Below are 22303 nucleotides of genomic sequence, written 5' to 3'. Positions count from 1 at the left end.
GATGGCCCGTCGAGGTCAGTGCGGCGGGTAGTTCGACAGCACCTGGGTCACGGTCTTCTGGATCGCTGCATTGCGCTCTTCAGGGCTTGGCGGGTAGTTGTTCATGATCTGTTCGGCGCTGCCACGCCACACCAGCTTGCCGTCGCGCCCATCGAACAGGTCGACCTGGATGGTTGCCACCTTGTAGTCGACGCTGCGGGTCTCGTTGTACATCGGCCCACCCCAGTAGCCGCCCCAGTAGCCCCCCCAGGCTCCGCCGTAATTGGTGGTGATCTGTTGCTGGCGGTCTTCGACGATCAGGTAGGCGCGCACCTTGAGGTCCGCCTTGGCATTGCCTTGCACCGGGCGCAGGCCGCGCTGGTCGAGCTGGTCGGCGACGGCCTGGCGGATACGCTGCTCGGTGAGGTCGCTCTTGATCCGCGGATCATCCGGGCGGTACTGCAGGCCCGGCTCCTGCCAGGCCCAGCTGCGGTAGGCGGCGAAGTTGCGGCTGGCATCGAAATCCTGCTGCACGTTGTTGCTCGAACACGCAGCCAGCAGCAGGGCGAAGGAGAGTAGGATGAGACGGCGCAACATGATGGTTCTCCGTTAAAAAGTTAACTGGGAGGATAGCCGCTCAGTGCCTTGTCCACCGATTCGCGCAAGGCGTTCTCGCGGTCGAGTGGCGAGCCCCGCTCGCTGCCGCTCTCGGCGCTGGCGCTCCATACGGGCTGGCCGTTGCGCGCGTCGAACAGGTCGATGCGTACCACCATCACTTCGATCTCGTAGGTACGCACGACAGGCACGCTGCCATACACGCCGTAGCCATGGCGATAACCGCCGTAGCCGATGCCGCCATAGCCCGGGTAACCCCCGTAGTAGGGGTCGTAGGCGTCATAGTCGCGAACTTGGCGCAGACGCCGCTCCAGGCGCACGTCGGCGCTCACCAGCAGGTCGGCCGGCGCATTGCGGGCCGGGCGCAGACCGTGCTGGTCGAGGGCACTGCTGACCGCGTCGGCGAAGGGGGCTGGATCGGCGTTGGGCACACCGAGTGGCAACTGGTCGTTGCGCCAGCGCCAACTGCGGTAATGGCCGTAGTCGAGGGGCTTGGCCGGATAGGCGCTGGCGTCGAAGGTGCGGGCAGCCTGGGGCGGGGCCGGGGGGATCGGCTTGCCGCTGGCGATGTAGGGGTTGGTGCCTTCGCAGGCACTGAGCAGCCACGGCAGCACGGCCAGGCAGAGCAAGCGGTACGGCATGAGTCCTCCTGCGGTGGATCAGTGGGGCCGGCACATCCAGTGCAGGTAGCGGCCCAGGCCGGCGAAGCTCGGGTGCCGACGGTGCGCCAGCTCCATCTCCAGCAGGTCGAGCAGCTCGGCCTTGTCCTGGAACTCCTTGGGCATGTAGTCGTGGAACACCCGGACACCGCTTTCGCTTTCGACCTGCCACAGAGGTTCAAGGTGCGCCTTGAGATCCCGTGGATCAAGCGGTTTCTGTGGCGTCAGGCTCTGTTTCTCGCCGGCCATGCGGTTGCTGCGCAACTTGCGGAAATGCCCCTTGAGCAGGTTGCGGTAGACCAGCGCATCGCGGTTGTAGAACGCCAGTGACAACCAGCCGCCGGGTGCGGTCAGTTGGTGCAGCACCGGCAGGATGCTCTCGGGTTCGGCCAGCCATTCCAGCACGGCGTGGCACAGCACCAGGTCGTAGGGTTCGGTGAGCTGGCCGAGCAGTTCCTGCCAGGGCGCCTGGATGAAGGTGGCTGCCTGGCCGGCTTCGGCAAAACGCGCGCGGGCGCCTTCGAGCATGGGTTCGGCAGGTTCGGCCAGGGTCAGGTGATGGCCGCGCTGGGCCAGCCACAGGGCCATGTGGCCCAGGCCCGCGCCAATATCGAGCACCCGCAGCGGGCGGTCGGGCAGGGCTTCGGCCAGGTCGGCCTGCAACACCGCGAGGCGGATTGCGCCCTTGGCGCCGCCGTAGATCTTCTCGGCAAAACGGGTGGCCAGCTCATCGAAGTGACGGTCGTTCATTTGGCGAAGCGCCTTTCGCTGTCGGTCAGCTTGGCTCGCACCACCTGGTCCATGTCCAGGCCCAGCTCACTGCACAGCAGCAACAGGTACAGGACGATGTCGCCGACCTCCTGGCCGGCGTGGGCGAGCTGTTCGGGGGGCAGTTGGCGGGACTGGTCCTCGCTCAGCCACTGGAAGATTTCCACCAGCTCGGCCATTTCGACGCTGGCGGCCATGGCCAGGTTCTTCGGGCTGTGGAAACCACGCCAGTCGTTGTTGTCGCGGATGCGGTGCAGGCGTTCGGTCAGTTCTTGCAGGTTCATCGGGATCTCCTCGTGAGGCATAGCTTCGGGCGAGGTCCCGTGCAAAGCAAGTGACTTCATCCGTGCCGCCCGCCGGGAGCAGGCAGGCGCTACAGCGTGCGCCAGCGCCCCAGCATATGCAGGACGTCGCCATGCCCGTCCAGGCGCAACTCGCCCATCGGCCCGGCAGCGCTGGCGCCGAGGATCACCTCCGAGGGCAGGCGCACCGGCTTGTGGAAGTCCACCTCGAAGGCATAGCCCGCCACAGGCAGGTGCCCCTTGAGTGCGGCCAGTGCCATGGCCTTGGTCCACATGCCGTGGGCGATGGCCCGGGGGAAGCCGAACAGGCGCGCGCTGATAGCGCTCAGGTGGATCGGGTTGCAGTCGCCGCAGACCCGGGCATAGCGCCGGCCGATGTCGCGGTCGGCATACCAGCGTGCGGCCTCGGGCAGTGGCGCCGGTATCTGCTGGGCCGGCGCCTCGGCCACGCCGTCAAGCTTCAGGCCGCGCACCAACATGCGGCTGGTTTCGCGCCACAGCGCGCCCATGGCGTCTTCGGCTTCGGTTACCAGGTCGAAGGTGGCGCCCTTGTCGTGCGCCTGAAGGTTGTCGGCGAACACCGAGAAGCGCAGCCCATCGACGCCGCCGAGCGGGCGCAGCACCTGGATGCGGTTGTGCAGGTGCACCAGGCCTGGCAGCGGGAAAGGAAAGTCGCGGGCGCTCAGCAGTTGCAGCTGCAGGTTGAACGCCATGACATGGGGGTAGGTGGCGGGCAGGCGGCCATCGTCGACGAAGTGGCAGAGCTTGCGGTAGGCCGCGAGGTTGGCCGGGTCGACCCGCAACTGACAGCGCAGCCCCTGTGCCGGCAGCGCGTGGCCAGTGATCCGGCGCTTGCACAGGGCGCGCAGGTAAAGGCTGGCACGGGCGTCGGGACGATGCAGTTCGAGCCATGGACGCTTCATGCTCAGGCCCCCATCAGTGCCTGGCCGCAGACCCTCAGGGCCTGGCCATTGACAGCCCCCGAGCCCGGCTGGCTGAGCCAGGCGATGGCCTCGGCGACATCTTGCGGCTGGCCGCCCTGGCCCAGCGAGCTCAGGCGTCGGCCCGCTTCACGCAGGCCCATCGGCATGGCGGCGGTCATATGGGTTTCGATGAAGCCCGGGGCCACGGCGTTGATGCTGGCGCCGTGTTCGGCCAGCCTGGAGGCCCAGGCCTGGGCGAAACCGATCAGGCCAGCCTTGCTCGCCGCATAGTTGGACTGGCCGCGGTTGCCGGCGATGCCGCTGACCGAGGCGAGCAGGGTGATGCGTGCATCGGCGTGCAGCTTGCCGGCGTCGAACAGCGCCTGGGTCAGGACCTGCGGTGCCTTGAGGTTGACCGCCAGCACGGCATCCCAGTAGTCCGGGGTCATGTTGGCGAGGGTCTTGTCGCGGGTGATGCCGGCGTTGTGCACGACGATGTCGAGGCCGTCCGGCAGGGCCGCGACCAGTTGCGTGGCGGCGTCGGCGGCGCAGATGTCCAGGGCCAGGGCCCGTCCGCCCAGGCGTTCGGCCAGGGCGTCGAGATCCTGTTGCGCCGGGGGAACGTCGAGCAACGTTACCTCGGCGCCATCGCGGGCCAGGGTTTCGGCGATGGCTGCACCGATGCCGCGCGCCGCGCCGGTCACCAGTGCCCGGCGCCCGGCCAGCGGACGGCTCCAGTCGGCAACCTGCGCGGCACAGGCGCTCAGGCGCAGCACCTGTCCGCTGACGAACGCGCTGCGGGGCGAGAGGAAGAAGCGCAGCGCACCTTCGAGCTGGTTCTCGGCGTCGCTGGCGACATACAGCAGGTTGGCCGTTGCGCCGTTGCGCAGTTCCTTGGCCAGCGAGCGGCTGAAGCCTTCCAGGGCACGCTGGGCCACGCTGGCCAGCGGATCGTCGAGGGTCTCCGGGGCGCGGCCGAGGATCACCACATGGGCGCAAGAGGCCAGGCTGCGCAGCAGGGGCTGGAAGAACTCGCGCAACTGGCGGAGCTGGTCGCTGTCGGCCAGATGGCTGGCGTCGAACACCACGGCCTTGATCTTCGCCCCGAGCCCGGCGACCCACGCCGGCGAAGCCAGGCTGTCGTCGTTGAAGCCGTAGCAGTCGGCGGTCAGCCTCGGGGCCAGGGCCTCGACCTGTCGGGCCAGCGGACCGCCGCCAAGTACCAGCGCGCCCTCCACCGGGCGCAGTCGGCCGGCCTCCCAGCGCTCCAGCGGCACCGGGCGCGGCAGGCCCAGGGCATCGAGCAGGCGGCGGCCGAAGTTGGAGTTGGCAAAGCCGAGGTAGCGATCGGTCATGGGGGCGAGTCTCCGTGAAGGCCAGCATGCAAGTGTGGACCAAGTTTGCCGCCTAGGGGTCCGAATCCGCTAAAAACGCCTAGGCTTAGCGCTCAATACGTTTCAGGAGGGACAGGCATGCGTTCAATTCGCCGGGTAGCGATCCTGGGTGGCAACCGGATTCCATTCGCCCGCTCCAACGGTGCCTACGCCAGGGCCAGCAACCAGGCAATGCTCACCGCCGCGCTGGAAGGGCTGATCGAGCGTTTTCGCCTGCATGGCCTGTGCCTGGGCGAAGTGGCAGCCGGCGCGGTGCTCAAGCACTTCCACGACATGAACCTGACCCGTGAATGCGTGCTGGGTTCGCGCCTGGCTGCGCAGACACCGGCCTACGATATCCAGCAGGCCTGCGCCACGGGCCTGGAGGCTGCGTTGCTGGTGGCCAACAAGATCGCCCTCGGACAGATCGACAGCGGCATCGCCGGCGGCGTGGACACCACCTCCGATGCGCCGATCGCGGTCAACGAGGGGCTGCGCCAGATTCTCCTGCGGGCCAACCAGGGCCGTACCCTCGCCGAGCGCCTCAAGCCGTTCCTCGGTCTGCGCCCCCGGCACTTGATGCCGCAACTGCCGCGCAACGGCGAGCCGCGTACCGGGCTGTCCATGGGCGAGCACTGCGAGCGCATGGCCCAGGCCTGGCAGATCGGCCGGGTCGAACAGGACGAGCTGACCCTGCTCAGCCACCAGCGCCTGGCGGCCTCTTTCAACGAGGGCTGGCATGACGACCTGCTCACGCCATACCAGGGGTTGAGCCGCGACAACAACCTGCGTGCGGACCTCACCCTCGAGCAACTGGCCAAGTTGCAGCCGGTATTCGATCGCAGCGGCCAGGGCACCTTGACCGCAGGCAACTCGACCCCGCTGACCGATGGCGCTTCGCTGGTGCTGCTGGGCAGCGAGGGCTGGGCACAGGCGCACGGCCTTGAGGTCATGGCCTGGCTGGTCGACGGCGAGGCGGGCGCGGTGGATTTCGTCCACGGCCAGGAAGGCCTGCTGATGGCACCGGTGTATGCGGTCCCCCGCTTGCTGGCGCGCCATGGCCTGGCGTTGCAGGACTTCGACTACTACGAGATCCACGAAGCGTTCGCCGCTCAGGTGCTGTGTACGTTGAAGGCCTGGGAGGATGCCGACTACTGTCGCACGCGGCTCGGCCTCGAGGCGCCGCTGGGGGCGATCGACCGCAGCCGCTTGAACGTCATGGGCAGTTCACTGGCCGCCGGGCACCCGTTCGCCGCGACCGGCGGGCGGATCCTGGCGCACATGGCCAAGCTGCTGAAGACCCATGGCAAGGGCCGGGGGCTGATCTCCATCTGCGCGGCCGGAGGGCAGGGGGTGACGGCAATCGTCGAGCGCTGAGGGCGGGCACAGCCGCAGGCCGGACAAGTCCGTTGCCACAGGCGTCACAGTACCCCTGTGGAAGCGGGCCCGGGCTGTTAGTCTTGCCTGACCAGCACTCTCGGGTCTCGTCATGCCGACCACCGGACACCTTCCCGCACCTCGCGCCATCCCTGCCCTGGAGCAGTTGCCGCGGCCGCTCTATGCCCGCGCCGAAAGCCTGGGCGCCGGCTCCTGGACCACCCGTCACCAGCATGACTGGGTGCAGTTCTCCTATGCCATCAGCGGCGTGCTCGGTGTCTATACCAACGATGGCAGCTACTTCGCGCCACCACAGTGGGGGGTGTGGATTCCCGCTGGCGCCGAGCATGAAGTGGTCACTTCGATGCAGGCCGAGATGCGCAGCCTTTATGTACGGCGCGATGCCTGTCCCTGGGCCCCGGGGCAATGCCGGGTGCTCGAGGTAACGCCATTGGCGCGCGAACTGATCAAGCAGTTCTGCACCTTCTCGGTGGACTACCCGGAGCATGACAGCGTCGAGTCGCGCCTGGTGGCGGTGTTGCTGGACCAGTTGCGCACCCTGCCCGAAGTCGGTTTTTCGTTGCCATTGCCGCGTCATCCGGGGCTGCTGGCCCTGTGCAATGGTTTGATCGCCGAGCCGGATCAGGCGCAGACGCTGCAGCAATGGGCAGTGCGCCTGGGCGTGTCGGAAAAGACCCTGATGCGTCTGTTCCAGCGGGAAACCGGCTTGAGTTTCCGCAACTGGCGCCAGCGCATGCGCCTGCTGTCGTCGCTGGCGTTGCTCGAGGCCGGGGAGAGCGTCACCCAGGCAGCGCTCGGCTGCGGCTACGACTCGACGTCGGCCTACATCGCTGCGTTCAAGCAGCTGTTCGGGGCGACGCCGGGGGAGATCAGGCTTTGAGGCGGGCCGGCGAGCTGTATGCAGGCGCGGCCCTGATCGCGCGGGTCAGTGGCAGCAACCGTTGGCCAGGTCCTTGAGGATCGGGCAGTCCGGTCGGTCATCGCCCTGGCAGTGGGCGACCAGCTCACTGAGGGTGTCGCGCAGGCTCACCAGCTCCTCGATACGCTGGTTCAACGCGTCGATATGCTGGATGGCCAGGGTCTTCACGTCGGCGCTGGCGCGCTGGCGGTCCTGCCAGAGGGTCAGCAGTTTCGCCACTTCCTCCAGGGAAAACCCCAGGTCCCGCGAGCGCTTGATGAAGGCCAGGCTGTGCAGGTCCTCCTGCTGGTACAGCCGGTAGCCACTGTCGCTGCGTTGTGCCGGACGCAACAGGCCGATGGATTCGTAGTAGCGGATCATCTTGGCGCTGAGCCCGCTGCGGCGGGCGGCCTGGCCGATGTTCATGGGGTCTCCTTGTCACTGTCGGTGGGGGACCAGGTCTTCAGCCACAAGGCATTGCTCACCACGCTCACACTGGACAGCGCCATGGCGGCACCGGCCAGGACCGGATTGAGGTAGCCGAAGGCCGCCAGGGGGATGCCGACCAGGTTGTAGATGAAGGCCCAGAACAGGTTCTGGCGAATCTTCGCGTAGGTCTTGCGGCTGATCTCCAGCGCTGCCGGAACCAGCCGCGGGTCGCCGCGCATCAGGGTGATGCCGGCGGCCTGCATGGCCACGTCGGTGCCGCCGCCCATGGCGATGCCGATATCGGCCGCGGCCAGGGCCGGGGCGTCGTTGATGCCGTCGCCGACCATCGCCACCACGCCATCCTGCTTGAGCGCGGCGACGGTGGCGGCCTTGTCCGCCGGCAGCACTTCGGCGTGCACGTCCTCGATGCCCAGCACCTCGGCGACCACCTTGGCACTGCCGCGGTTGTCGCCGGTCAGCAGGTGGCAGCTGATGCCCTTGAGATGCAGCGCCTCGATGGCCTGGCCGGCACCGGCCTTGAGGCTGTCGCCGAAGGCCAGCAGGCCCAGCACCCTTGGTTGCCCGCCGCGTTCGATCAGCCAGGACAGCGTACGACCTTCGGCTTCCCAGGCTTGGGCGCTGGTGGCCAGGTCACCAGGCGCCAGGCCACTTTCTTCGAGCAACCGACGGTTGCCCAGGGCCAGTGGCTGCCCCGCCACCTGTCCAGCGATGCCTCGGCCGGTCAGGGACTGGCTGTCGAGCACCTGCGGGATGTCCAGGCCTTGCTCGGCGCAGGCATCGAACACGGCCTTGGCCAGAGGGTGTTCGCTGCCGCGCTGCAGGGCTCCGGCCAGGCGCAGCAGTTGCGCGTCGTCGCCATCGGTGGCGCGTTGGTGGACGATGCGTGGGCTGCCAGAGGTGAGGGTGCCGGTCTTGTCGAATACCACGCGGTTCACCGCATGGGCTCGCTCCAGGGCTTCGGCGTCCTTGATCAGGATGCCGTGGCGGGCGGCCACCCCGGTGCCGGCCATGATCGCTGCCGGTGTGGCCAGGCCGAGGGCACAGGGGCAGGCGATCACCAGCACCGCCACGGCGTTGATCAGTGCCGTCTCCAGTGGCGCGCCGGCCAGCCACCAGCCGATCAGGGTGAGCAGGGCGAGCAGCAGCACGGCAGGCACGAACACCTGGCTGACCCGGTCGACCAGTTTCTGGATCGGCGCCTTGGCCGCCTGGGCGTCCTCGACCAGGCGGATGATCCGCGCCAGCACGGTCTCGGTGCCCAGCGCCTGGGTCTGCACCAGCAGCCGGCCCTCGCCGTTGATCGCTCCCCCGGTGACCGTGTCGCCGGGCTGCTTGGGCACTGGCAGGCTTTCGCCACTGATCAGCGCCTCGTCGGCATGGCTGCTGCCTTCGAGCACTTCGCCATCTACCGGGAAGCGCTCGCCAGGCTTGACCAGTACCTGGTCGCCCAGACGCAGCTGGCTGATCGCCACGTCCTCCTCGCGGCCATCGACCACGCGTACGGCGCGCTCCGGGCGCAGCGCCTCGAGTGCGCGGATGGCGCTGGCGGTCTGGCGTTTGGCCCGGCTTTCCAGGTATTTGCCGAGCAGTACCAGGGCGATCACCACCGCCGAAGCTTCGAAATACAGGTGGGGTTCCATACCGGCGTGTGCATTCGACCATTGGTACAGGCTCAGGCCATAGCCGGCGCTGGTGCCCAGGGCCACCAGCAGGTCCATGTTGCCGGCGCCGGCGCGCACGGCTTTCCAGGCGGCGACATAGAAGCGTGCACCGAGGATGAACTGCACCGGGGTGGCCAGCAGGAACTGCGCCCAGGCCGGCAACATCCAGTGCAGGCCGAACGGTTGCACCAGCATCGGCAGCACCAGTGGCAGGGCCAGCAGCAAGGCGGCGCCGACCGCCAGCCGCTCATTGCGCAGGCGACGCTGGGCCTGGGACTGCTGATCTTGGGTGGCGCGCGGCAGGGTGGCGCTGTAGCCGGCTTTTTCGACGGCGGCGATCAGCGTGGCGTCATCGACGGCTTGGAGCACTTCGAGGTGGGCGCGTTCGCTGGCCAGGTTGACGCTGACCTGCTCGACCCCCGGCAGTTTGCCTAGGGCGCGTTCGACGCGTCCGGCGCAACTGGCGCAGGTCATGCCGCCGATCTGCAACTCGAGGGTACGGGTGGGCACCTGGTAACCGGCCTCGCGCACGGCGCCAACCAGCGCCGGCAGGCTGTCGGCCGGGGCCTGGACCCGGGCCTGCTCGGTGGCGAGGTTGACGCTGACCTGTTCGGTGCCGGTGACCTTGCGCAGGGCGCGTTCGACCCTGCCTGCGCAACTGGCGCAGGTCATGCCGCTGATCGGCAGGTCGAAGGTGGTGGATGCGGGCATGGCTCTCTCCTCCGTGGACTGGCCTCCAGCATCAACCTTGCCATGCGGTCAAGGTCAATAGTCCAGGCTGGCCTGCCTCAACTCCAGGCCGCGAGTGCCGGTGGCGATCCGGTATTTGCTGATCTGCCCGGCCTTCAGGTTCAAGCGCGTGCTGCGCTGGTCCTCGACTCCGGCGGCGCAGCCGGGCATCTGTCCAGGCAGCAGGCGCATGCGCACATCGACCGGTCCTGGCGGCAGGTTGAACGAGGTGGACTGTTCCTGGAACAGGCGCGCGGCCAGTTGGTCGTTGAGGTAGATGCCGATCTCGCAACTGGTGGCCACTTCCAGGCGTTCCCGGGAAATCATCAGCACGCTGTAGTCCGAGTTGCCCTCGGCGCTGGCCGGTGGCACCACGGCCAACGCGCCCAGCAGTCCGACGAGGCCCAATGCTGCCCTGATCATGAAGAATCTCCTGCGTGCAAAAATCGTCAAAGGCGCAGCTTGGCCGAGCCGCGCGCGGATTTCCAGCCCGGCCGTTCATGGCAGAACTTGACCTTGCCCCCATGGCAAGGATGAGACTGCGCAAAACCCTGATGGAGGCAACCTCGATGCAAGTGTTCAATGTACAAGGCATGACCTGCGGCCATTGTGTGAAAGGTGTGACCCGGGCGGTGCAGGAGCAGGACGCGGCGGCACGGGTGGAAGTGGACCTGGCCGGTCGGCAGGTCCGGGTGGACAGTGCGTTGACTGCCGAGCAGATCCTGGCGGCGATCCGCGAGGAAGGGTACTCGGCCGAAGTGGCCTGACCGGCGCTCTTCCCCGGTTGGTGCGGGCCTGTCCGGTGTGCCGCGCGAGGCATGGGCAGGCCGTCGACCAGGCGCTCGACAGCACCACCCCACGCAGGGCGTGGCCAGGCAAATTATTGCAAAGCTTTTCATCGCAGAGTGTCCCGTGCAGGTAGACTAGCCAGCTTGCTTAGCCTGCTATGGATTTCCCATGAACCTGCGAACCTTGCTGATCCTCGGCGCCCTCAGTGCGTTCGGGCCTCTGGCGATCGACTTCTATCTGCCTGCCTTCCCGGCCATGGCGCATGCTTTTGCGACCGACGAGCAGCATGTGCAGACCACCCTGGCCGCATACTTTCTCGGCCTGTCCCTCGGCCAACTGGTCTACGGTCCGGTCGCCGACCGCTTTGGCCGACGTGTGCCGCTGCTGTTCGGCGTGGGCCTGTTCACCCTGGCCTCGCTCGTGTGCGCCTATGCGCCCAACCTGGACAGCCTGATCCTGGCGCGCTTCGTCCAGGCCCTGGGGGGCTGCGCGGGGATGGTGCTGTCGCGGGCGATCGTCAGCGACAAGTGCGACGCAGTGGCTTCGGCCAAGGTGTTCTCGCAACTGATGCTGGTGATGGGGCTGGCGCCGATACTCGCACCGATGCTCGGCGGCGTGCTGGTGAAGGTCTCGGGTTGGCAGTCGATCTTCCTTGCCTTGAGCCTGTTCAGTGCGGCTTGCCTGCTGGCCGTCGGCCTCGGGCTGCCGGAGAGCATGCCGGCGCACGTGCCGCGCCAGCCCTTGTCCGGCGCGTTGCGTCAGTACCTGCGTCTGCTCGGTGACCGGGTGTTCATTGGCCATGCCCTGACCGGAGGTATCGCCATCGCCGGGATGTTTGCCTATATCGCCGGCTCGCCGTTCGTGTTCATCAAGTTGTACGGGGTGCCGGCCGAGCACTATGGCTGGTTGTTCGGTACCAATGCGGCAGGTTTCATCCTCATGGCCCAGGTCAACGCACGCCTGCTGGCCAAGCGTGGCCCGGCCTTCTTGCTGGCGCGCGCGGTCTGGTTGTATCTGGCAGCGGCCTTGGTGCTGCTGGCACTGGCGGCATTGCGCCCGGCAGTACTCTGGCCCCTGCTGATTCCATTGTTCGTGTGCATCGCCAGCCTGGGCTGCATCGCTCCTAACGCTGCGGCCTGTGCCATGAGCGGGCAGGGCGCCCGCGCAGGTAGCGCCTCGGCCTTGATGGGCTGCTTGCAGTTCAGCGTCGCGGCCGGTGCGGCGGCGCTGGTCGGGTGGCTGCACGATGGCAGCGCGGTGCCCATGGCGCTGGTGATCAGCCTGTGTGGCGCGCTGGTGGTCAGTGTCGCAATGTTGACCCGACGCTTGCAGACCAACCGTCACGCCTGAGCGGGTGAGGGGCGTTGAGACGGGCCTCGAGCAGCGCGGTGAAGGCCCGTGCTTCGGCTTCGCTGCGAAAACTCACCACGTGCTGGTCGAGCTGGACCTGCCACGGGCAATCGGGGTTGCGGTTCGACGCACTGACGACAATCTTCATGGCGGCTTACCTTCAAGGGGCGGGAGCCGATGAAGTCTAGCGCTCTCTTCCGACATCGGCACGGCCAACCCCGGTGCACTGACTGACGGTCAAGTTCGACGTGTAGTCAGGACAAATTCTCCTTTCTCTGCGCATATTGCGGCGCCTGGGTGTCGGCCTTTGCCGCTGTAGCTGCGCCCGCTGTGACGAGGTTGGGCGTGGCGCACGCCGGAGCGTGCGCTGTGCGGCAGATTTTCGCCACCTGGGCGGGAAAACCCCACCTGCCAGGCTACCTGGGCTGCTCTGCTCACCCTGCCCCTGGGGATGCGGTGAGCGGTTGCCACCGGCTTATACTGCGCCACGGCAGCCAGTATCAGGGAGATACAGCCCTGCCAAGGTGCCGATATGCCCCTGCGTGCGGGATGGTATCGACACCCTCACTGTCAGATGGGTTTTCTCAGGGAGCTTCGGAGCAATGAACGCAGTCCACAGCATCAGTCAGGTCGCTGGCCTGATTGCCGATCCCAAGCGTAGCGCCATGTTATGGGCGCTGATCGATGGCACACCACGGGCGGCGGATGAGCTGGCGCCGATGACGGGCTTGAGCACGTCATCGGCCTGCGCGCATCTGTCGCTGCTCTCGGCGGCAGGGCTGCTCAAGCTCGAGACCCGTGGGCGCAAGCGCTACTTCCGCCTGGCATCTCCGGCAGTGGGGGCCGCCGTGGAGGCGCTGGCCAGCGTGCAGGTGGAAGAGCGTGCACCGAGCCAGGCTGGCATGGCATTGAACGTCCCGCTGACGATGCGCAGAGCACGCCTGTGCAGTGATCATCTGGGCGGAGAGCTGGCCGCCGACCTGCTCCAGCGCTTGCAGGCGGCTGGTTGGCTGGAGGGGAGCCAGCAGCACCTGTACGTGAGTCCGGAGGGGCGTGAACGCCTGGCGTCGCTGGGGGTGTTCATCGAGGCCCTGGCGCCCGGTGACAGGCGTGGGTGTGTCGTCTGCCATTGCAGCGAGTGGAGCGACCAGGCCCCGCACCTGGGCGGGAGCCTGGGCCAGGCGCTGTACCGGTTGTTCCTGCAGTCGGGCTGGATCCGCGAGCAGGAGGGCAGCCGGGCCGTGCAGATCACGCCGCTGGGCATTCGCCAGATCAACGCCATTGCCCGGCAGCCCGGCCTTCAGTTCGGTTAACGGACCAGACGGGCATCCAGGCTGTTCTGCGCCAGGCGGCGAGCCTGGTCCTGGGTCATGCCCAGGTGCTGGTGCAGGGCGTGGAAGTTCTCGGTGACATAGCCGCCGAAGTACGCCGGGTCATCCGAGTTCACCGTGACCTTCACGCCACGCTCGAGCATGTCGAGGATGTTGTGCTGGCTCATGTGATCGAACACGCACAGTTTGGTATTGGACAGCGGACAGACAGTGAGCGGGATCTGCTCGTCGATGATGCGCTGCATCAGGCGCTCGTCTTCGATCGCCCGCACACCGTGGTCGATCCGCTGGATCTTCAGCAGGTCGAGCGCTTCCCAGATGTACTCGGGCGGGCCTTCCTCGCCAGCATGGGCCACGGTCAGGAAGCCTTCGCTGCGGGCACGGTCGAATACACGCTGGAACTTGCTTGGCGGGTGCCCTTTCTCGGAGCTGTCCAGCCCCACGGCGACGAAGGCGTCACGGAAGGGCAGGGCCTGGTCGAGGGTCTTCTGCGCCTCGTCCTCGCTCAGGTGGCGCAGGAAACTGAGGATCAGGCCGCTGCCGATGCCCAGTTGTTCGCGACCATCCTTGAGTGCCTGGTTGATGCCGTTGAGCACCACTTCGAAGGCGATGCCGCGGTCGGTATGGGTCTGCGGGTCGAAGAACGGCTCGGTGTGGATGACGTTCTGCGCCTTGCAGCGCTGCAGGTAGGCCCAGGTCAGGTCGTAGAAGTCCTGCTCGGTGCGCAGGACATCGGCGCCCTGGTAGTAGAGGTCGAGGAATTCCTGCAGGTTGTTGAAGGCATAGGCGTTGCGCAGGGTCTCCACATCGGCCCAGGGCAGGGCGACTTTGTTGCGTTCGGCCAGGGCGAACAGCAACTCGGGTTCCAGGGAGCCCTCCAGGTGCATATGCAGTTCCGCCTTGGGCAAGGCGTTCAGCCATTCATACATGTGTGCAATCTCGATCAGGTACGGTTGGCCGGCATTCTACAGGGCCTGGCCGGGCAATGCGCCCGACCAGGCCCTTGTTCATCAACCGGCGATCAGACGGGCTGCCGCCTGGCGGTGATCGGCGATCAGGCCTTGTACATCCAGCCCTTCGATCTGACCGTCGATGACCCGCCACTGGCCACCGACCATGACCCGGTCGGCACGGTCGGCGCCGCACAGCAACAGCGCCGAGAGCGGGTCGTGGCTGCCGGAGAAGCGCAGTTCGTCGAGCTTGAACAGCGCCAGGTCGGCCTGCTTGCCCACCGTCAGCTCACCGATGTCGCTGCGACCCAGCAATTTCGCCGAGCCACGGGTGGCCCAGCCCAGGGCGCGTTCCGGGGTGATCTGCTCGGCGCCGTAGCGCAAGCGCTGCAAGTACAGGGCCTGGCGCGCTTCGAGGATCATGTTGGATGCATCGTTGGAGGCCGAGCCGTCGACCCCTAGCCCTACCGGCGCGCCTGCGGCTTCCAGGTCAACGGTCGGACAGATGCCCGAGGCCAGGCGCATGTTCGAGCTCGGGCAATGGCAGATACCGGTGCCGGCGGCGCCGAGGCGGGCGATTTCATCGGGGTTGAAGTGGATGCCATGGGCCAGCCAGGTGCGGGGGCCGAGCCAGCCGACACTGTCGAGGTAGTCGACGGTGCGCAGCCCGAAGCGCTGCAGGCAGAAGTCCTCTTCATCGAGTGTTTCCGCCAGGTGGGTGTGCAGGCGTACGTCGAGTTCCTCGGCGAGCGTGGCGCTGGCGCGCATGATTTCGGGGGTGACCGAGAATGGCGAGCAGGGGGCCAGGGCGATCTGGATGTGCGCGCCTTCGCCACGTTCGTGGTAGCTGTGGATAAGTCGCTGGCTGTCGGCCAGGATCACCTCGCCTTGCTGCACGGTCTGTTGCGGGGGCAGGCCGCCGTCCTGTTCGCCAAGGCTCATCGAGCCGCGGGTGAGCATGGCGCGCATGCCCAGCTTGCGCACGGCCTCGACTTGTACGTCGATGGCGTTGTCCAGGCCTTCGGGGAACAGGTAGTGGTGATCGGCGGCGGTGGTGCAGCCGGACAGCAGCAATTCGGCGAGTGCCACCCGGCTGGCCAGCTCCAGCTTGGCCGGCGTGAGGCGTGCCCAGACCGGGTAGAGGGTCTTGAGCCAGGGGAACAGTGGCTGATTGACCACCGGCGCCCAGGCGCGGGTGAGGGTCTGGTAGAAGTGGTGGTGGGTGTTGATCAGGCCGGGCAGCACCACGTGCTCGCGGGCATCGAAGACTTGGTCGCAAGGGACACTGGGTGATTGACCGCAGGCCAGCAATTCGGTGATACGGCCGCCTTCGATGACCAGGCCGCCACGGGCGTCCTCGGTGTTGGCAGTGAAGATGGCGAGGGGGGATTTCAACCAGATACGGGTCGCAGGCATGGTGCCGGCTCCTCTGAAAGTGGGTTCAGGGTTAGCCAGCTCAGTGTTGTCCTGTCTGCTGATCCAGGTCCGCCGCAGGGCGAGGCATCGAGTCTACTGCCTCGCTGCGGGGCTTTCAATTCACCAGGTCAGCGCTTCGCCCTTGTAGTTGATGAAGCGCAGGCCGCCGTTGCCGCTCTGGGCCTTGATCTGCGCGAGCATGCCGCGGGTGCTGGTGAGCACGTCGATCTCGGCATTCTCGCCGCCCATGTCGGTCTTGACCCAGCCCGGGTGCATGGCCAGTACGCACAGGTCGGGCCGTTGTAGTTCGACCACGAAGCTGTTGATCATCGAGTTGAGGGCGGCCTTGCTGGCCTTGTACAGGCAGATCTCGCCACCCTCGGGGATGCTCACGCTGCCGAGGATCGAGCTCATGAAGGCCAGCACGCCGCTGCCTTGGCGAACCTGGCCGGCCAGACGGCGGGCTACGCGGATTGGCGCCACGGCGTTGGTCATGAACAGGTCGCCGACCTGCTGTACCTGGACGCTCTCCAGGTCTTGCGGCAAGGGGCCCATGACCCCGGCGTTGACGAACACCAGGTCGAACACCTCGCCGTGCAGGCGCTGCTTGAGCTGGTCGAGTTGCACGGTATCGTTCATTTCCAGTTGTTCGATACGCACGCCGGGCACCTTGTCGAGGGCGCCGGCCTTGGCCGGGTCGCGTACGGTGGCGACGATGTTCCAGCCATCCTCTTGCAGGCGCTGGACCAGGCCCAGGCCAAGGCCTCGGGAGGCACCGATGATCAGGGCGGTCTTGTGTGCAGTCATTGCAGGGGCTCCTTGAAGTGAACAGATGCAACCTGGGAGCATACTCCAAGCTGGAGCCGGGGCTTTTGCGGATTAGTCCACAGGTGTGGTCGGTCGCATGGCTGGTCAATAAACGACCAGGCTTGCCGCAAGCCCGTAACGGCAGGGCCTGGCGCATTGGCGCACGGGTTATCCACAGGGTGCTCCACAGTATCTGTGCGCAAGCCCGACGGCTTCGAAGGGATGCCTTTCAGAGCGGTTTTTCGTTCGGAGTTGGGGATAACCCCTTGATACCCTTTCAGTTGAATCGCTGTAACAGCATTGTGATCAAAATATGATCAATGGTCTGCAAGCCTTGCCTGGCAAGGGCCGGAAGCAGATGCCCAAAGCTTATCCACAGGCAGGCCCACAGTAGTTGTGGGCAACGCTCAGCGTGGTTCCAGCAGGATCCGCCCGCGGCTCAGGTCGGCCAGTTGCTGTTGCAGCCGCTCCAGGTGGGTAGCGCCAAAGGCGATCAGCAGGTCGACGCCGTTGGCGGTGAACTGCTCGTCCAGCACCAGGCCGTCGACTTCCGCCAGACGCAACTTGAGCAGCGCCAGTTCGCTGAACGTACAACTGCAACTGAACTCGCTGCGCTGGATCAGCAATCGCTTGGGTGCCTGCTGCAGGCATTTGTTGGCACCGCCGCCATAAGCCCTGGCCAGGCCGCCGGTGCCCAGTTGGATACCGCCGTACCAGCGGATCACCAGGACCACCACCTGGTCGCAGTCCTGGGCCTCGATGGCGGCAAGGATCGGGCGTCCGGCCGTGCCGCCGGGTTCGCCGTCGTCACTGCTGCGGTACTGGGCGCCCAGCTTCCAGGCCCAGCAGTTGTGGGTGGCGGCCAGGTCGCTGTGGCGTTCGATGAAGGCCATGGCCTCGGCGGCACTGCTGATCGGGCCGGCGAGGGTGATGAAGCGGCTCTTGCGGATTTCCTCGCGGAATTCGCAGAGCTCGAGCAGGGTAGAAGGCATAGGTCCGGTTCAGCTAGGCATGGCGATGCCACAGCCTTTGAGAATGATGTGGATAAGGTTGCTGCTGGCGTCTTCCATGTCTTGCTTGGTCAGGCGGCTGCGACCGGTGACCTGGCAGATCTGGGTGGCGAAGTCGGCATAGTGCTGGGTGCTGCCCCAGAGCAGGAAGATCAGGTGGACCGGGTCGACCGGGTCCATCTTGCCAGCGTCGATCCAGGCCTGGAACACCGCGGCCCGGCCACGGAACCAGTCGCGGTAGTCGGCGCTGAAGTACTGGTTCAGGCACTCGCCACCGCTGATCACTTCCATGGCGAAGATCCGCGAGGCCTGCGGGTTGCGCCGGGAGAATTCCATCTTGTTGCGAATGTACTGGCTCAGCGCCTCGGCGGGATCGTCATCGACGCTCAGGGCGTTGAAGGTGCTGTCCCACAGCTCGATGATGTTGCTCAGTACGGCGATGTACAGGCCCAGCTTGTTGGTGAAGTAGTAATGCAGGTTGGCCTTGGGCAGCCCGGCCTTGAGCGCGATGGTATTCATGCTCGTGCCCTTGTAGCCGTGGCGGGCGAATTCGTCTTCGGCGGCCTGGATGATGGCCTGTTCGTTCTTCTGGCGGATGCGGCCGGCGGGTTTGCCCGAGGCCGGGACGCGATGCGCAGGGACTTCTAGGGTCATGGACGATTCCGTACAGGTCGTTGGCAACGGATGTCGGACAGATTACCTGCCTGTGCCGAAGTGACAAGCATTAGCGTCAGCGACAGGTATCAGCGTGTCGCAGCCAGGCTCTCGAGGAAGCTTTCCAGCACCAGGTTTGGCCGGCGCCCCTTGCGGGTCACCCAGCTCAGGCTCAGGTCATAGAAGCGCTGCGTGGGCTTGAGCGCGCGCAGGCGCCCTTGCTGGACCCAGAAGCTGGCGTAGTGGTCCGGCAGGTAGCCGATGTAGCGGCCCGTCAGGATCAGGAAGGCCATGCCTTCGCGGTCCGAGGCGCTGGCGGTGCAATGCAGTGCTTGATAGTGCGCCTGGATGTCGGCCGGCAGGCGGAAGGTCGGGGCGATGGCGTCCTGGCTGTTGAGGCGGTCGTCATCGATCTGCTGGTCGTCGGCATAGAACAGCGGATGACCAACCGCGCAGTAGAGCAGCGAGCGCTCGCTGTACAGCGATTGGTACTCGAGCCCGGACAGCGGGCTGGTCTGCGGCACCACGCCGACATGCAGGCTGCCATCGAGCACCCCCTGCTCGACCTGGCTGGGGGCGATCATGCGGATCTGGATGCGCACGTCGGGGCCGCGGTCCTTGAGTTCGGCCAAGGCATGGGTGATGCGCATGTGGGGCAGGGTGACGAGGTTGTCGGTCAGGCCGATGTTCAGTTCGCCGCGCAGGTGCTGGTGCAGTCCGTTGACCTCGGTGCGAAAGGTCTCCAGGGCGCTGAGCAGTTGCAGTGCCGAGTGGTAGACCTCGCGGCCTTCCTCGGTCAGCGAGAATCCCGCCCGTCCCCGCTGGCAGAGGCGCAGGCCCAGGCGCTGCTCGAGGTCGTTCATCTGCTGGCTGATCGCCGAACGACCGATGCCCAGAACGTTTTCCGCAGCGGAGAAGCCGCCGCATTCCACCACGCTGCGGTAGATCTTCAACAGGCGGATATCGAAATCACTGACTTGGGCGAGGGGATCTGGGCGTCGACTCATATGTTTAGCACACTGCGGAATGAAGATTAGAAATGTTGGCTTTTCCGCACTTTATCGGCGTGCCAATTTAGCTGCAACAACATCCATCGTTGCCTAATCGTCTTCCGAGGAACCGCCGATGAACATGCCCGAAACCGCCCATGCCAGTCTGGCCAGCCAGCTCAAGCTGGATGCCCACTGGATGCCCTACACCGCCAACCGCAACTTCCAGCGCGATCCACGCCTGATCGTGGCGGCCGAAGGCAACTACCTGGTCGACGACAAGGGGCGCAAGGTGTTCGACGCGCTGTCGGGCCTGTGGACCTGCGGCGCCGGCCACACCCGCAAGGAAATCAGCGAAGCGGTTGCTCGCCAGGTCGCTACCCTGGACTACTCCCCAGCCTTCCAGTTCGGCCACCCACTGGCGTTCCAGTTGGCCGAGAAGATCGCCAACCTGGTGCCGGGCGACCTGAACCATGTGTTCTTCACCAACTCCGGTTCCGAATGCGCCGACACTGCGCTGAAGATGGTGCGTGCCTACTGGCGTCTCAAGGGCCAGGCCACCAAGACCAAGATCATCGGCCGCGCCCGTGGCTACCACGGCGTGAACATCGCCGGCACCAGCCTGGGCGGGGTCAATGGCAACCGCAAGCTGTTCGGCCAGTTGCTAGATGTCGACCACCTGCCACACACCCTGCTGCCGGCCAACGTGTTCAGCAAGGGCATGCCCGAAGAGGGCGGGATCGCCCTGGCCGACGAGATGCTCAAGCTGATCGAGTTGCATGACGCCTCGAACATCGCAGCAGTGATCGTCGAGCCACTGGCTGGCTCCGCCGGTGTGCTGCCGCCGCCGAAGGGCTACCTCAAGCGCCTGCGCGAGATCTGCACGCAGCACAACATTCTGTTGATCTTCGACGAAGTCATCACCGGTTTCGGCCGCATGGGGGCCATGACCGGCGCCGAAGCCTTCGGCGTCACCCCGGACCTGATGTGCATCGCCAAGCAGGTCACCAACGGTGCCATTCCGATGGGCGCGGTGATCGCCACCGGCGAGATCTACCAGACTTTCATGAACCAGCCGACGCCTGAGTACGCGGTGGAATTCCCCCACGGCTACACCTACTCGGCGCACCCGGTCGCCTGTGCCGCAGGTATCGCCGCGCTGGATCTGCTGCAGAAGGAAAACCTGGTGCAGTCGGCCGCCGACCTGGCGCCGCACTTCGAGAAGCTGTTGCATGGCCTGAAGGGCGCCAAGAACATCGTCGATATCCGCAACTACGGCCTGGCCGGCGCCATCCAGATCGCCGCGCGTGACGGTGACGCGATCGTGCGTCCGTACGAGGCGGCGATGAAACTGTGGCAAGCCGGCTTCTATGTACGCTTTGGCGGCGACACCCTGCAGTTCGGCCCAACGTTCAATACCCAGGCGCAGGAACTGGACCGTCTGTTCGATGCCGTGGGCGAAGCGCTGAACAAGGTCGACTGACTTTTCCGATTGTGACGTCGGGCGCGTGAAATGCACGCGCCTGCTTCTACCTTCTTTATCTGGAGTTTTGCATGAGCATTGTTCAGCACCTGATCAACGGTGAACTGGTCGCCAAGGGCGAGCGCACCGCCGATGTCTTCAACCCGTCCACCGGCCAGGCCGTGCGCAAGGTCGAGCTGGCCAGCCGCGCGACCATCCAGCAGGCCATCGACTCGGCCAAGGCCGCGTTCCCGGCCTGGCGCAACACGCCGCCGGCCAAGCGTGCCCAGGTGATGTTCCGCTTCAAGCAACTGCTGGAGCAGAACGAGGCGAAGATCTCGCAACTGATCAGCGAAGAGCACGGCAAGACTCTCGAAGATGCCGCCGGTGAGCTCAAGCGCGGTATCGAGAACGTCGAGTTCGCTTGCGCCGCGCCGGAACTGCTCAAGGGCGAGTACAGCCGCAATGTCGGCCCGAACATCGATGCATGGTCCGACTTCCAGCCGTTGGGCATCGTCGCCGGCATCACTCCGTTCAACTTCCCGGCCATGGTGCCGCTGTGGATGTACCCACTGGCCATCGCCTGCGGCAACGCCTTCATTCTCAAGCCGTCCGAACGCGATCCGAGTTCGACCCTGTTCATTGCCCAGTTGCTGCTGGAGGCTGGCCTGCCGAAGGGCATCCTCAATGTCGTGCATGGCGACAAGGAAGCGGTCGACGCGCTGATCGAGGCGCCTGAGGTCAAGGCCCTGAGTTTCGTTGGCTCGACCCCGATCGCCGAGTACATATATGCCGAGGGCACCAAGCGTGGCAAACGCGTGCAGGCCTTGGGCGGCGCGAAGAACCACGCGGTGCTGATGCCCGATGCCGACCTGGACAACGCGGTGAGCGCTCTGATGGGCGCGGCTTACGGTTCCTGTGGCGAGCGTTGCATGGCGATTTCGGTGGCGGTGTGCGTGGGCGACCAGGTGGCCGATGCGCTGATCGCCAAGCTGGAGCCTCAGATCAAGGCGCTGAAGATTGGTGCCGGGACGTCCTGCGGCCTGGACATGGGACCGCTGGTGACTGCTGCCGCGCGCGACAAGGTGGTCGGCTACATTGACGACGGCGTTGCAGCTGGCGCCAAGCTGGTCGTCGATGGCCGTGGCTTGCGTGTGTCCGGTAACGAAGATGGCTATTTTGTGGGCGGCACCTTGTTCGACAAGGTGACTCCACAGATGCGCATCTATAAGGAAGAGATCTTCGGGCCGGTACTGTGCGTGGTGCGGGTGAGCAGCCTTGAGCAGGCCATGCAACTGATCAACGAGCATGAGTACGGCAATGGTACTTGCATCTTCACTCGCGACGGTGAGGCGGCTCGCCTGTTCTGCGACGAGATCGAAGTGGGCATGGTGGGTGTCAACGTACCGCTGCCGGTACCGGTGGCTTATCACAGCTTTGGTGGATGGAAGCGGTCGCTGTTTGGTGACCTGCATGCCTATGGCCCGGATGGGGTGCGCTTCTATACCCGTCGCAAGGCGATTACCCAGCGTTGGCCACAGCGCGCCAGCCATGAGGCATCGCAGTTTGCGTTCCCAAGCCTGTAAGGAATAGAGGCGTGGAAACGGGGCGGCCGGCAGGCTGCCCCGTTTTGCTTTGGGGGGCTTGTCGATCACCGGGAGGCCTTTGCAGGCCCTTTTCCCTAAATATTTGAAAATATTGAAATTAAGGGTTGACGCGGTTTCAGATCCCCTTATAATGCGCCCCACTTCCAGCGACAACGGAACGCGAAACTCCTTGAGAATCAACGA

At 65.8% G+C, this 22303-nt stretch carries 22 protein-coding genes; 7 read left to right on the top strand and 15 right to left on the bottom strand.

Annotation, left to right across the window (positions count from 1 at the left end):
* Positions 1-15: 15 nt before the first annotated feature.
* The 6 genes from F3J43_RS12775 to F3J43_RS12750 form a co-directional block, all read right to left on the bottom strand.
* Positions 16-576, bottom strand: coding sequence for a DUF4136 domain-containing protein (locus F3J43_RS12775; RefSeq protein WP_166886553.1), 561 nt, complete (start codon positions 574-576; stop codon positions 16-18).
* Positions 577-596: 20 nt separating this feature from the next.
* Positions 597-1235: a DUF4136 domain-containing protein gene (locus F3J43_RS12770; protein ID WP_166886550.1), complete on the bottom strand. Its 639-nt coding sequence runs from the start codon at positions 1233-1235 to the stop codon at positions 597-599.
* A gap of 18 nt (positions 1236-1253) precedes the next feature.
* Entirely contained in the window at positions 1254-2003 is a 750-nt protein-coding gene (locus tag F3J43_RS12765) for a methyltransferase domain-containing protein (RefSeq protein WP_166886546.1), read from the bottom strand.
* Positions 2000-2305: a MazG-like family protein gene (locus F3J43_RS12760; protein WP_166886543.1), complete on the bottom strand. Its 306-nt coding sequence runs from the start codon at positions 2303-2305 to the stop codon at positions 2000-2002. Before F3J43_RS12760 ends, F3J43_RS12765 begins: the two co-directional genes overlap by 4 nt.
* A gap of 89 nt (positions 2306-2394) precedes the next feature.
* Complete coding sequence (locus F3J43_RS12755; protein ID WP_166886540.1) at positions 2395-3246, bottom strand: MaoC family dehydratase; 852 nt, start codon at positions 3244-3246, stop codon at positions 2395-2397.
* Positions 3247-3248: 2 nt separating this feature from the next.
* Positions 3249-4601 carry a 3-oxoacyl-ACP reductase gene (locus F3J43_RS12750; RefSeq protein ID WP_166886538.1) on the bottom strand — a complete coding sequence of 451 codons (1353 nt, stop codon included), beginning with the start codon at positions 4599-4601 and terminating at the stop codon, positions 3249-3251.
* Between the two features lie 117 nt (positions 4602-4718).
* Between F3J43_RS12750 and F3J43_RS12745 the strand changes: the two genes are divergently transcribed.
* On the top strand, positions 4719-5996 hold the full coding sequence (locus tag F3J43_RS12745) for an acetyl-CoA C-acetyltransferase (RefSeq protein ID WP_166886534.1): 1278 nt from the start codon (positions 4719-4721) through the stop codon (positions 5994-5996).
* A gap of 112 nt (positions 5997-6108) precedes the next feature.
* Complete coding sequence (locus tag F3J43_RS12740) at positions 6109-6897, top strand: AraC family transcriptional regulator (protein ID WP_166886531.1); 789 nt, start codon at positions 6109-6111, stop codon at positions 6895-6897.
* Between the two features lie 45 nt (positions 6898-6942).
* Here F3J43_RS12740 and cueR read toward each other — a convergent pair whose 3' ends face one another.
* The 3 genes from cueR to F3J43_RS12725 are packed head-to-tail and all read right to left on the bottom strand — an operon-like array spanning position 6943 to position 10178.
* Positions 6943-7341 (bottom strand): Cu(I)-responsive transcriptional regulator, encoded by a 399-nt coding sequence (cueR, locus tag F3J43_RS12735; protein WP_166886528.1) that lies wholly within the window; start codon positions 7339-7341, stop codon positions 6943-6945.
* On the bottom strand, positions 7338-9737 hold the full coding sequence (locus F3J43_RS12730) for a heavy metal translocating P-type ATPase (RefSeq protein ID WP_166886524.1): 2400 nt from the start codon (positions 9735-9737) through the stop codon (positions 7338-7340). The genes cueR and F3J43_RS12730 overlap by 4 nt, the downstream gene beginning before the upstream one ends.
* A gap of 54 nt (positions 9738-9791) precedes the next feature.
* Positions 9792-10178 carry a hypothetical protein gene (locus F3J43_RS12725; RefSeq protein WP_166886521.1) on the bottom strand — a complete coding sequence of 129 codons (387 nt, stop codon included), beginning with the start codon at positions 10176-10178 and terminating at the stop codon, positions 9792-9794.
* A 146-nt stretch (positions 10179-10324) separates the two neighbouring features.
* On the opposite strand from F3J43_RS12725, the gene F3J43_RS12720 reads away from it, so the two are divergent.
* From F3J43_RS12720 to F3J43_RS12710, 3 genes are all read left to right on the top strand, one after another.
* Positions 10325-10522 (top strand): heavy-metal-associated domain-containing protein, encoded by a 198-nt coding sequence (locus tag F3J43_RS12720; RefSeq protein WP_166886518.1) that lies wholly within the window; start codon positions 10325-10327, stop codon positions 10520-10522.
* Positions 10523-10712: 190 nt separating this feature from the next.
* Positions 10713-11894: a multidrug effflux MFS transporter gene (locus F3J43_RS12715; RefSeq protein WP_166886515.1), complete on the top strand. Its 1182-nt coding sequence runs from the start codon at positions 10713-10715 to the stop codon at positions 11892-11894.
* Positions 11895-12496: 602 nt separating this feature from the next.
* The gene (locus tag F3J43_RS12710; RefSeq protein ID WP_166886512.1) at positions 12497-13207 is read left to right on the top strand and encodes an ArsR/SmtB family transcription factor; all 711 of its coding nucleotides are present in this window, start codon (positions 12497-12499) and stop codon (positions 13205-13207) included.
* Here F3J43_RS12710 and F3J43_RS12705 read toward each other — a convergent pair.
* The 6 genes from F3J43_RS12705 to F3J43_RS12680 form a co-directional block, all read right to left on the bottom strand.
* Positions 13204-14154 (bottom strand): adenosine deaminase, encoded by a 951-nt coding sequence (locus F3J43_RS12705; protein ID WP_166886509.1) that lies wholly within the window; start codon positions 14152-14154, stop codon positions 13204-13206. The two genes, F3J43_RS12710 and F3J43_RS12705, sit on opposite strands and share 4 nt — an antisense overlap.
* 81 nt (positions 14155-14235) lie before the next feature.
* Positions 14236-15591 (bottom strand): 8-oxoguanine deaminase, encoded by a 1356-nt coding sequence (locus tag F3J43_RS12700; protein ID WP_166886506.1) that lies wholly within the window; start codon positions 15589-15591, stop codon positions 14236-14238.
* 120 nt (positions 15592-15711) lie between these two features.
* Positions 15712-16398: an SDR family oxidoreductase gene (locus F3J43_RS12695; RefSeq protein ID WP_166886503.1), complete on the bottom strand. Its 687-nt coding sequence runs from the start codon at positions 16396-16398 to the stop codon at positions 15712-15714.
* A gap of 407 nt (positions 16399-16805) precedes the next feature.
* A complete protein-coding gene (locus F3J43_RS12690; RefSeq protein WP_166886500.1) occupies positions 16806-17390 on the bottom strand; it encodes an IMPACT family protein in 585 nt (194 codons plus the stop codon).
* A gap of 9 nt (positions 17391-17399) precedes the next feature.
* Entirely contained in the window at positions 17400-18062 is a 663-nt protein-coding gene (locus F3J43_RS12685) for a TetR/AcrR family transcriptional regulator (RefSeq protein ID WP_166886497.1), read from the bottom strand.
* A gap of 89 nt (positions 18063-18151) precedes the next feature.
* The gene (locus F3J43_RS12680; RefSeq protein ID WP_166886494.1) at positions 18152-19069 is read right to left on the bottom strand and encodes a LysR family transcriptional regulator; all 918 of its coding nucleotides are present in this window, start codon (positions 19067-19069) and stop codon (positions 18152-18154) included.
* A 124-nt stretch (positions 19070-19193) separates the two neighbouring features.
* Between F3J43_RS12680 and aptA the strand changes: the two genes are divergently transcribed.
* Positions 19194-20534 (top strand): omega-aminotransferase AptA, encoded by a 1341-nt coding sequence (aptA, locus tag F3J43_RS12675; RefSeq protein ID WP_205297845.1) that lies wholly within the window; start codon positions 19194-19196, stop codon positions 20532-20534.
* A gap of 71 nt (positions 20535-20605) precedes the next feature.
* The gene (locus F3J43_RS12670; RefSeq protein ID WP_166886488.1) at positions 20606-22099 is read left to right on the top strand and encodes a CoA-acylating methylmalonate-semialdehyde dehydrogenase; all 1494 of its coding nucleotides are present in this window, start codon (positions 20606-20608) and stop codon (positions 22097-22099) included.
* Positions 22100-22303 lie beyond the last annotated feature (204 nt).

Source organism: Pantoea sp. Cy-639 (genome assembly GCF_011752525.1).
GTDB lineage: Bacteria > Pseudomonadota > Gammaproteobacteria > Pseudomonadales > Pseudomonadaceae > Aquipseudomonas.
Note: the sequence above shows the minus strand (reverse complement) of the source record. Positions and strands in the feature narration are given on the sequence as shown.

What these genes read in the sequence shown, in the direction of transcription:
- F3J43_RS12775 (WP_166886553.1), bottom strand. Translation starts at nt 576, where the DNA reads ATGTTGCGCCGTCTCATCCTACTCTCCTTCGCCCTGCTGCTGGCTGCG.
- F3J43_RS12770 (WP_166886550.1), bottom strand. Translation starts at nt 1,235, where the DNA reads ATGCCGTACCGCTTGCTCTGCCTGGCCGTGCTGCCGTGGCTGCTCAGT.
- F3J43_RS12765 (WP_166886546.1), bottom strand. Translation starts at nt 2,003, where the DNA reads ATGAACGACCGTCACTTCGATGAGCTGGCCACCCGTTTTGCCGAGAAG.
- F3J43_RS12760 (WP_166886543.1), bottom strand. Translation starts at nt 2,305, where the DNA reads ATGAACCTGCAAGAACTGACCGAACGCCTGCACCGCATCCGCGACAAC.
- F3J43_RS12755 (WP_166886540.1), bottom strand. Translation starts at nt 3,246, where the DNA reads ATGAAGCGTCCATGGCTCGAACTGCATCGTCCCGACGCCCGTGCCAGC.
- F3J43_RS12750 (WP_166886538.1), bottom strand. Translation starts at nt 4,601, where the DNA reads ATGACCGATCGCTACCTCGGCTTTGCCAACTCCAACTTCGGCCGCCGC.
- F3J43_RS12745 (WP_166886534.1), top strand. Translation starts at nt 4,719, where the DNA reads ATGCGTTCAATTCGCCGGGTAGCGATCCTGGGTGGCAACCGGATTCCA.
- F3J43_RS12740 (WP_166886531.1), top strand. Translation starts at nt 6,109, where the DNA reads ATGCCGACCACCGGACACCTTCCCGCACCTCGCGCCATCCCTGCCCTG.
- cueR (WP_166886528.1), bottom strand. Translation starts at nt 7,341, where the DNA reads ATGAACATCGGCCAGGCCGCCCGCCGCAGCGGGCTCAGCGCCAAGATG.
- F3J43_RS12730 (WP_166886524.1), bottom strand. Translation starts at nt 9,737, where the DNA reads ATGCCCGCATCCACCACCTTCGACCTGCCGATCAGCGGCATGACCTGC.
- F3J43_RS12725 (WP_166886521.1), bottom strand. Translation starts at nt 10,178, where the DNA reads ATGATCAGGGCAGCATTGGGCCTCGTCGGACTGCTGGGCGCGTTGGCC.
- F3J43_RS12720 (WP_166886518.1), top strand. Translation starts at nt 10,325, where the DNA reads ATGCAAGTGTTCAATGTACAAGGCATGACCTGCGGCCATTGTGTGAAA.
- F3J43_RS12715 (WP_166886515.1), top strand. Translation starts at nt 10,713, where the DNA reads ATGAACCTGCGAACCTTGCTGATCCTCGGCGCCCTCAGTGCGTTCGGG.
- F3J43_RS12710 (WP_166886512.1), top strand. Translation starts at nt 12,497, where the DNA reads ATGAACGCAGTCCACAGCATCAGTCAGGTCGCTGGCCTGATTGCCGAT.
- F3J43_RS12705 (WP_166886509.1), bottom strand. Translation starts at nt 14,154, where the DNA reads ATGTATGAATGGCTGAACGCCTTGCCCAAGGCGGAACTGCATATGCAC.
- F3J43_RS12700 (WP_166886506.1), bottom strand. Translation starts at nt 15,591, where the DNA reads ATGCCTGCGACCCGTATCTGGTTGAAATCCCCCCTCGCCATCTTCACT.
- F3J43_RS12695 (WP_166886503.1), bottom strand. Translation starts at nt 16,398, where the DNA reads ATGACTGCACACAAGACCGCCCTGATCATCGGTGCCTCCCGAGGCCTT.
- F3J43_RS12690 (WP_166886500.1), bottom strand. Translation starts at nt 17,390, where the DNA reads ATGCCTTCTACCCTGCTCGAGCTCTGCGAATTCCGCGAGGAAATCCGC.
- F3J43_RS12685 (WP_166886497.1), bottom strand. Translation starts at nt 18,062, where the DNA reads ATGACCCTAGAAGTCCCTGCGCATCGCGTCCCGGCCTCGGGCAAACCC.
- F3J43_RS12680 (WP_166886494.1), bottom strand. Translation starts at nt 19,069, where the DNA reads ATGAGTCGACGCCCAGATCCCCTCGCCCAAGTCAGTGATTTCGATATC.
- aptA (WP_205297845.1), top strand. Translation starts at nt 19,194, where the DNA reads ATGCCCGAAACCGCCCATGCCAGTCTGGCCAGCCAGCTCAAGCTGGAT.
- F3J43_RS12670 (WP_166886488.1), top strand. Translation starts at nt 20,606, where the DNA reads ATGAGCATTGTTCAGCACCTGATCAACGGTGAACTGGTCGCCAAGGGC.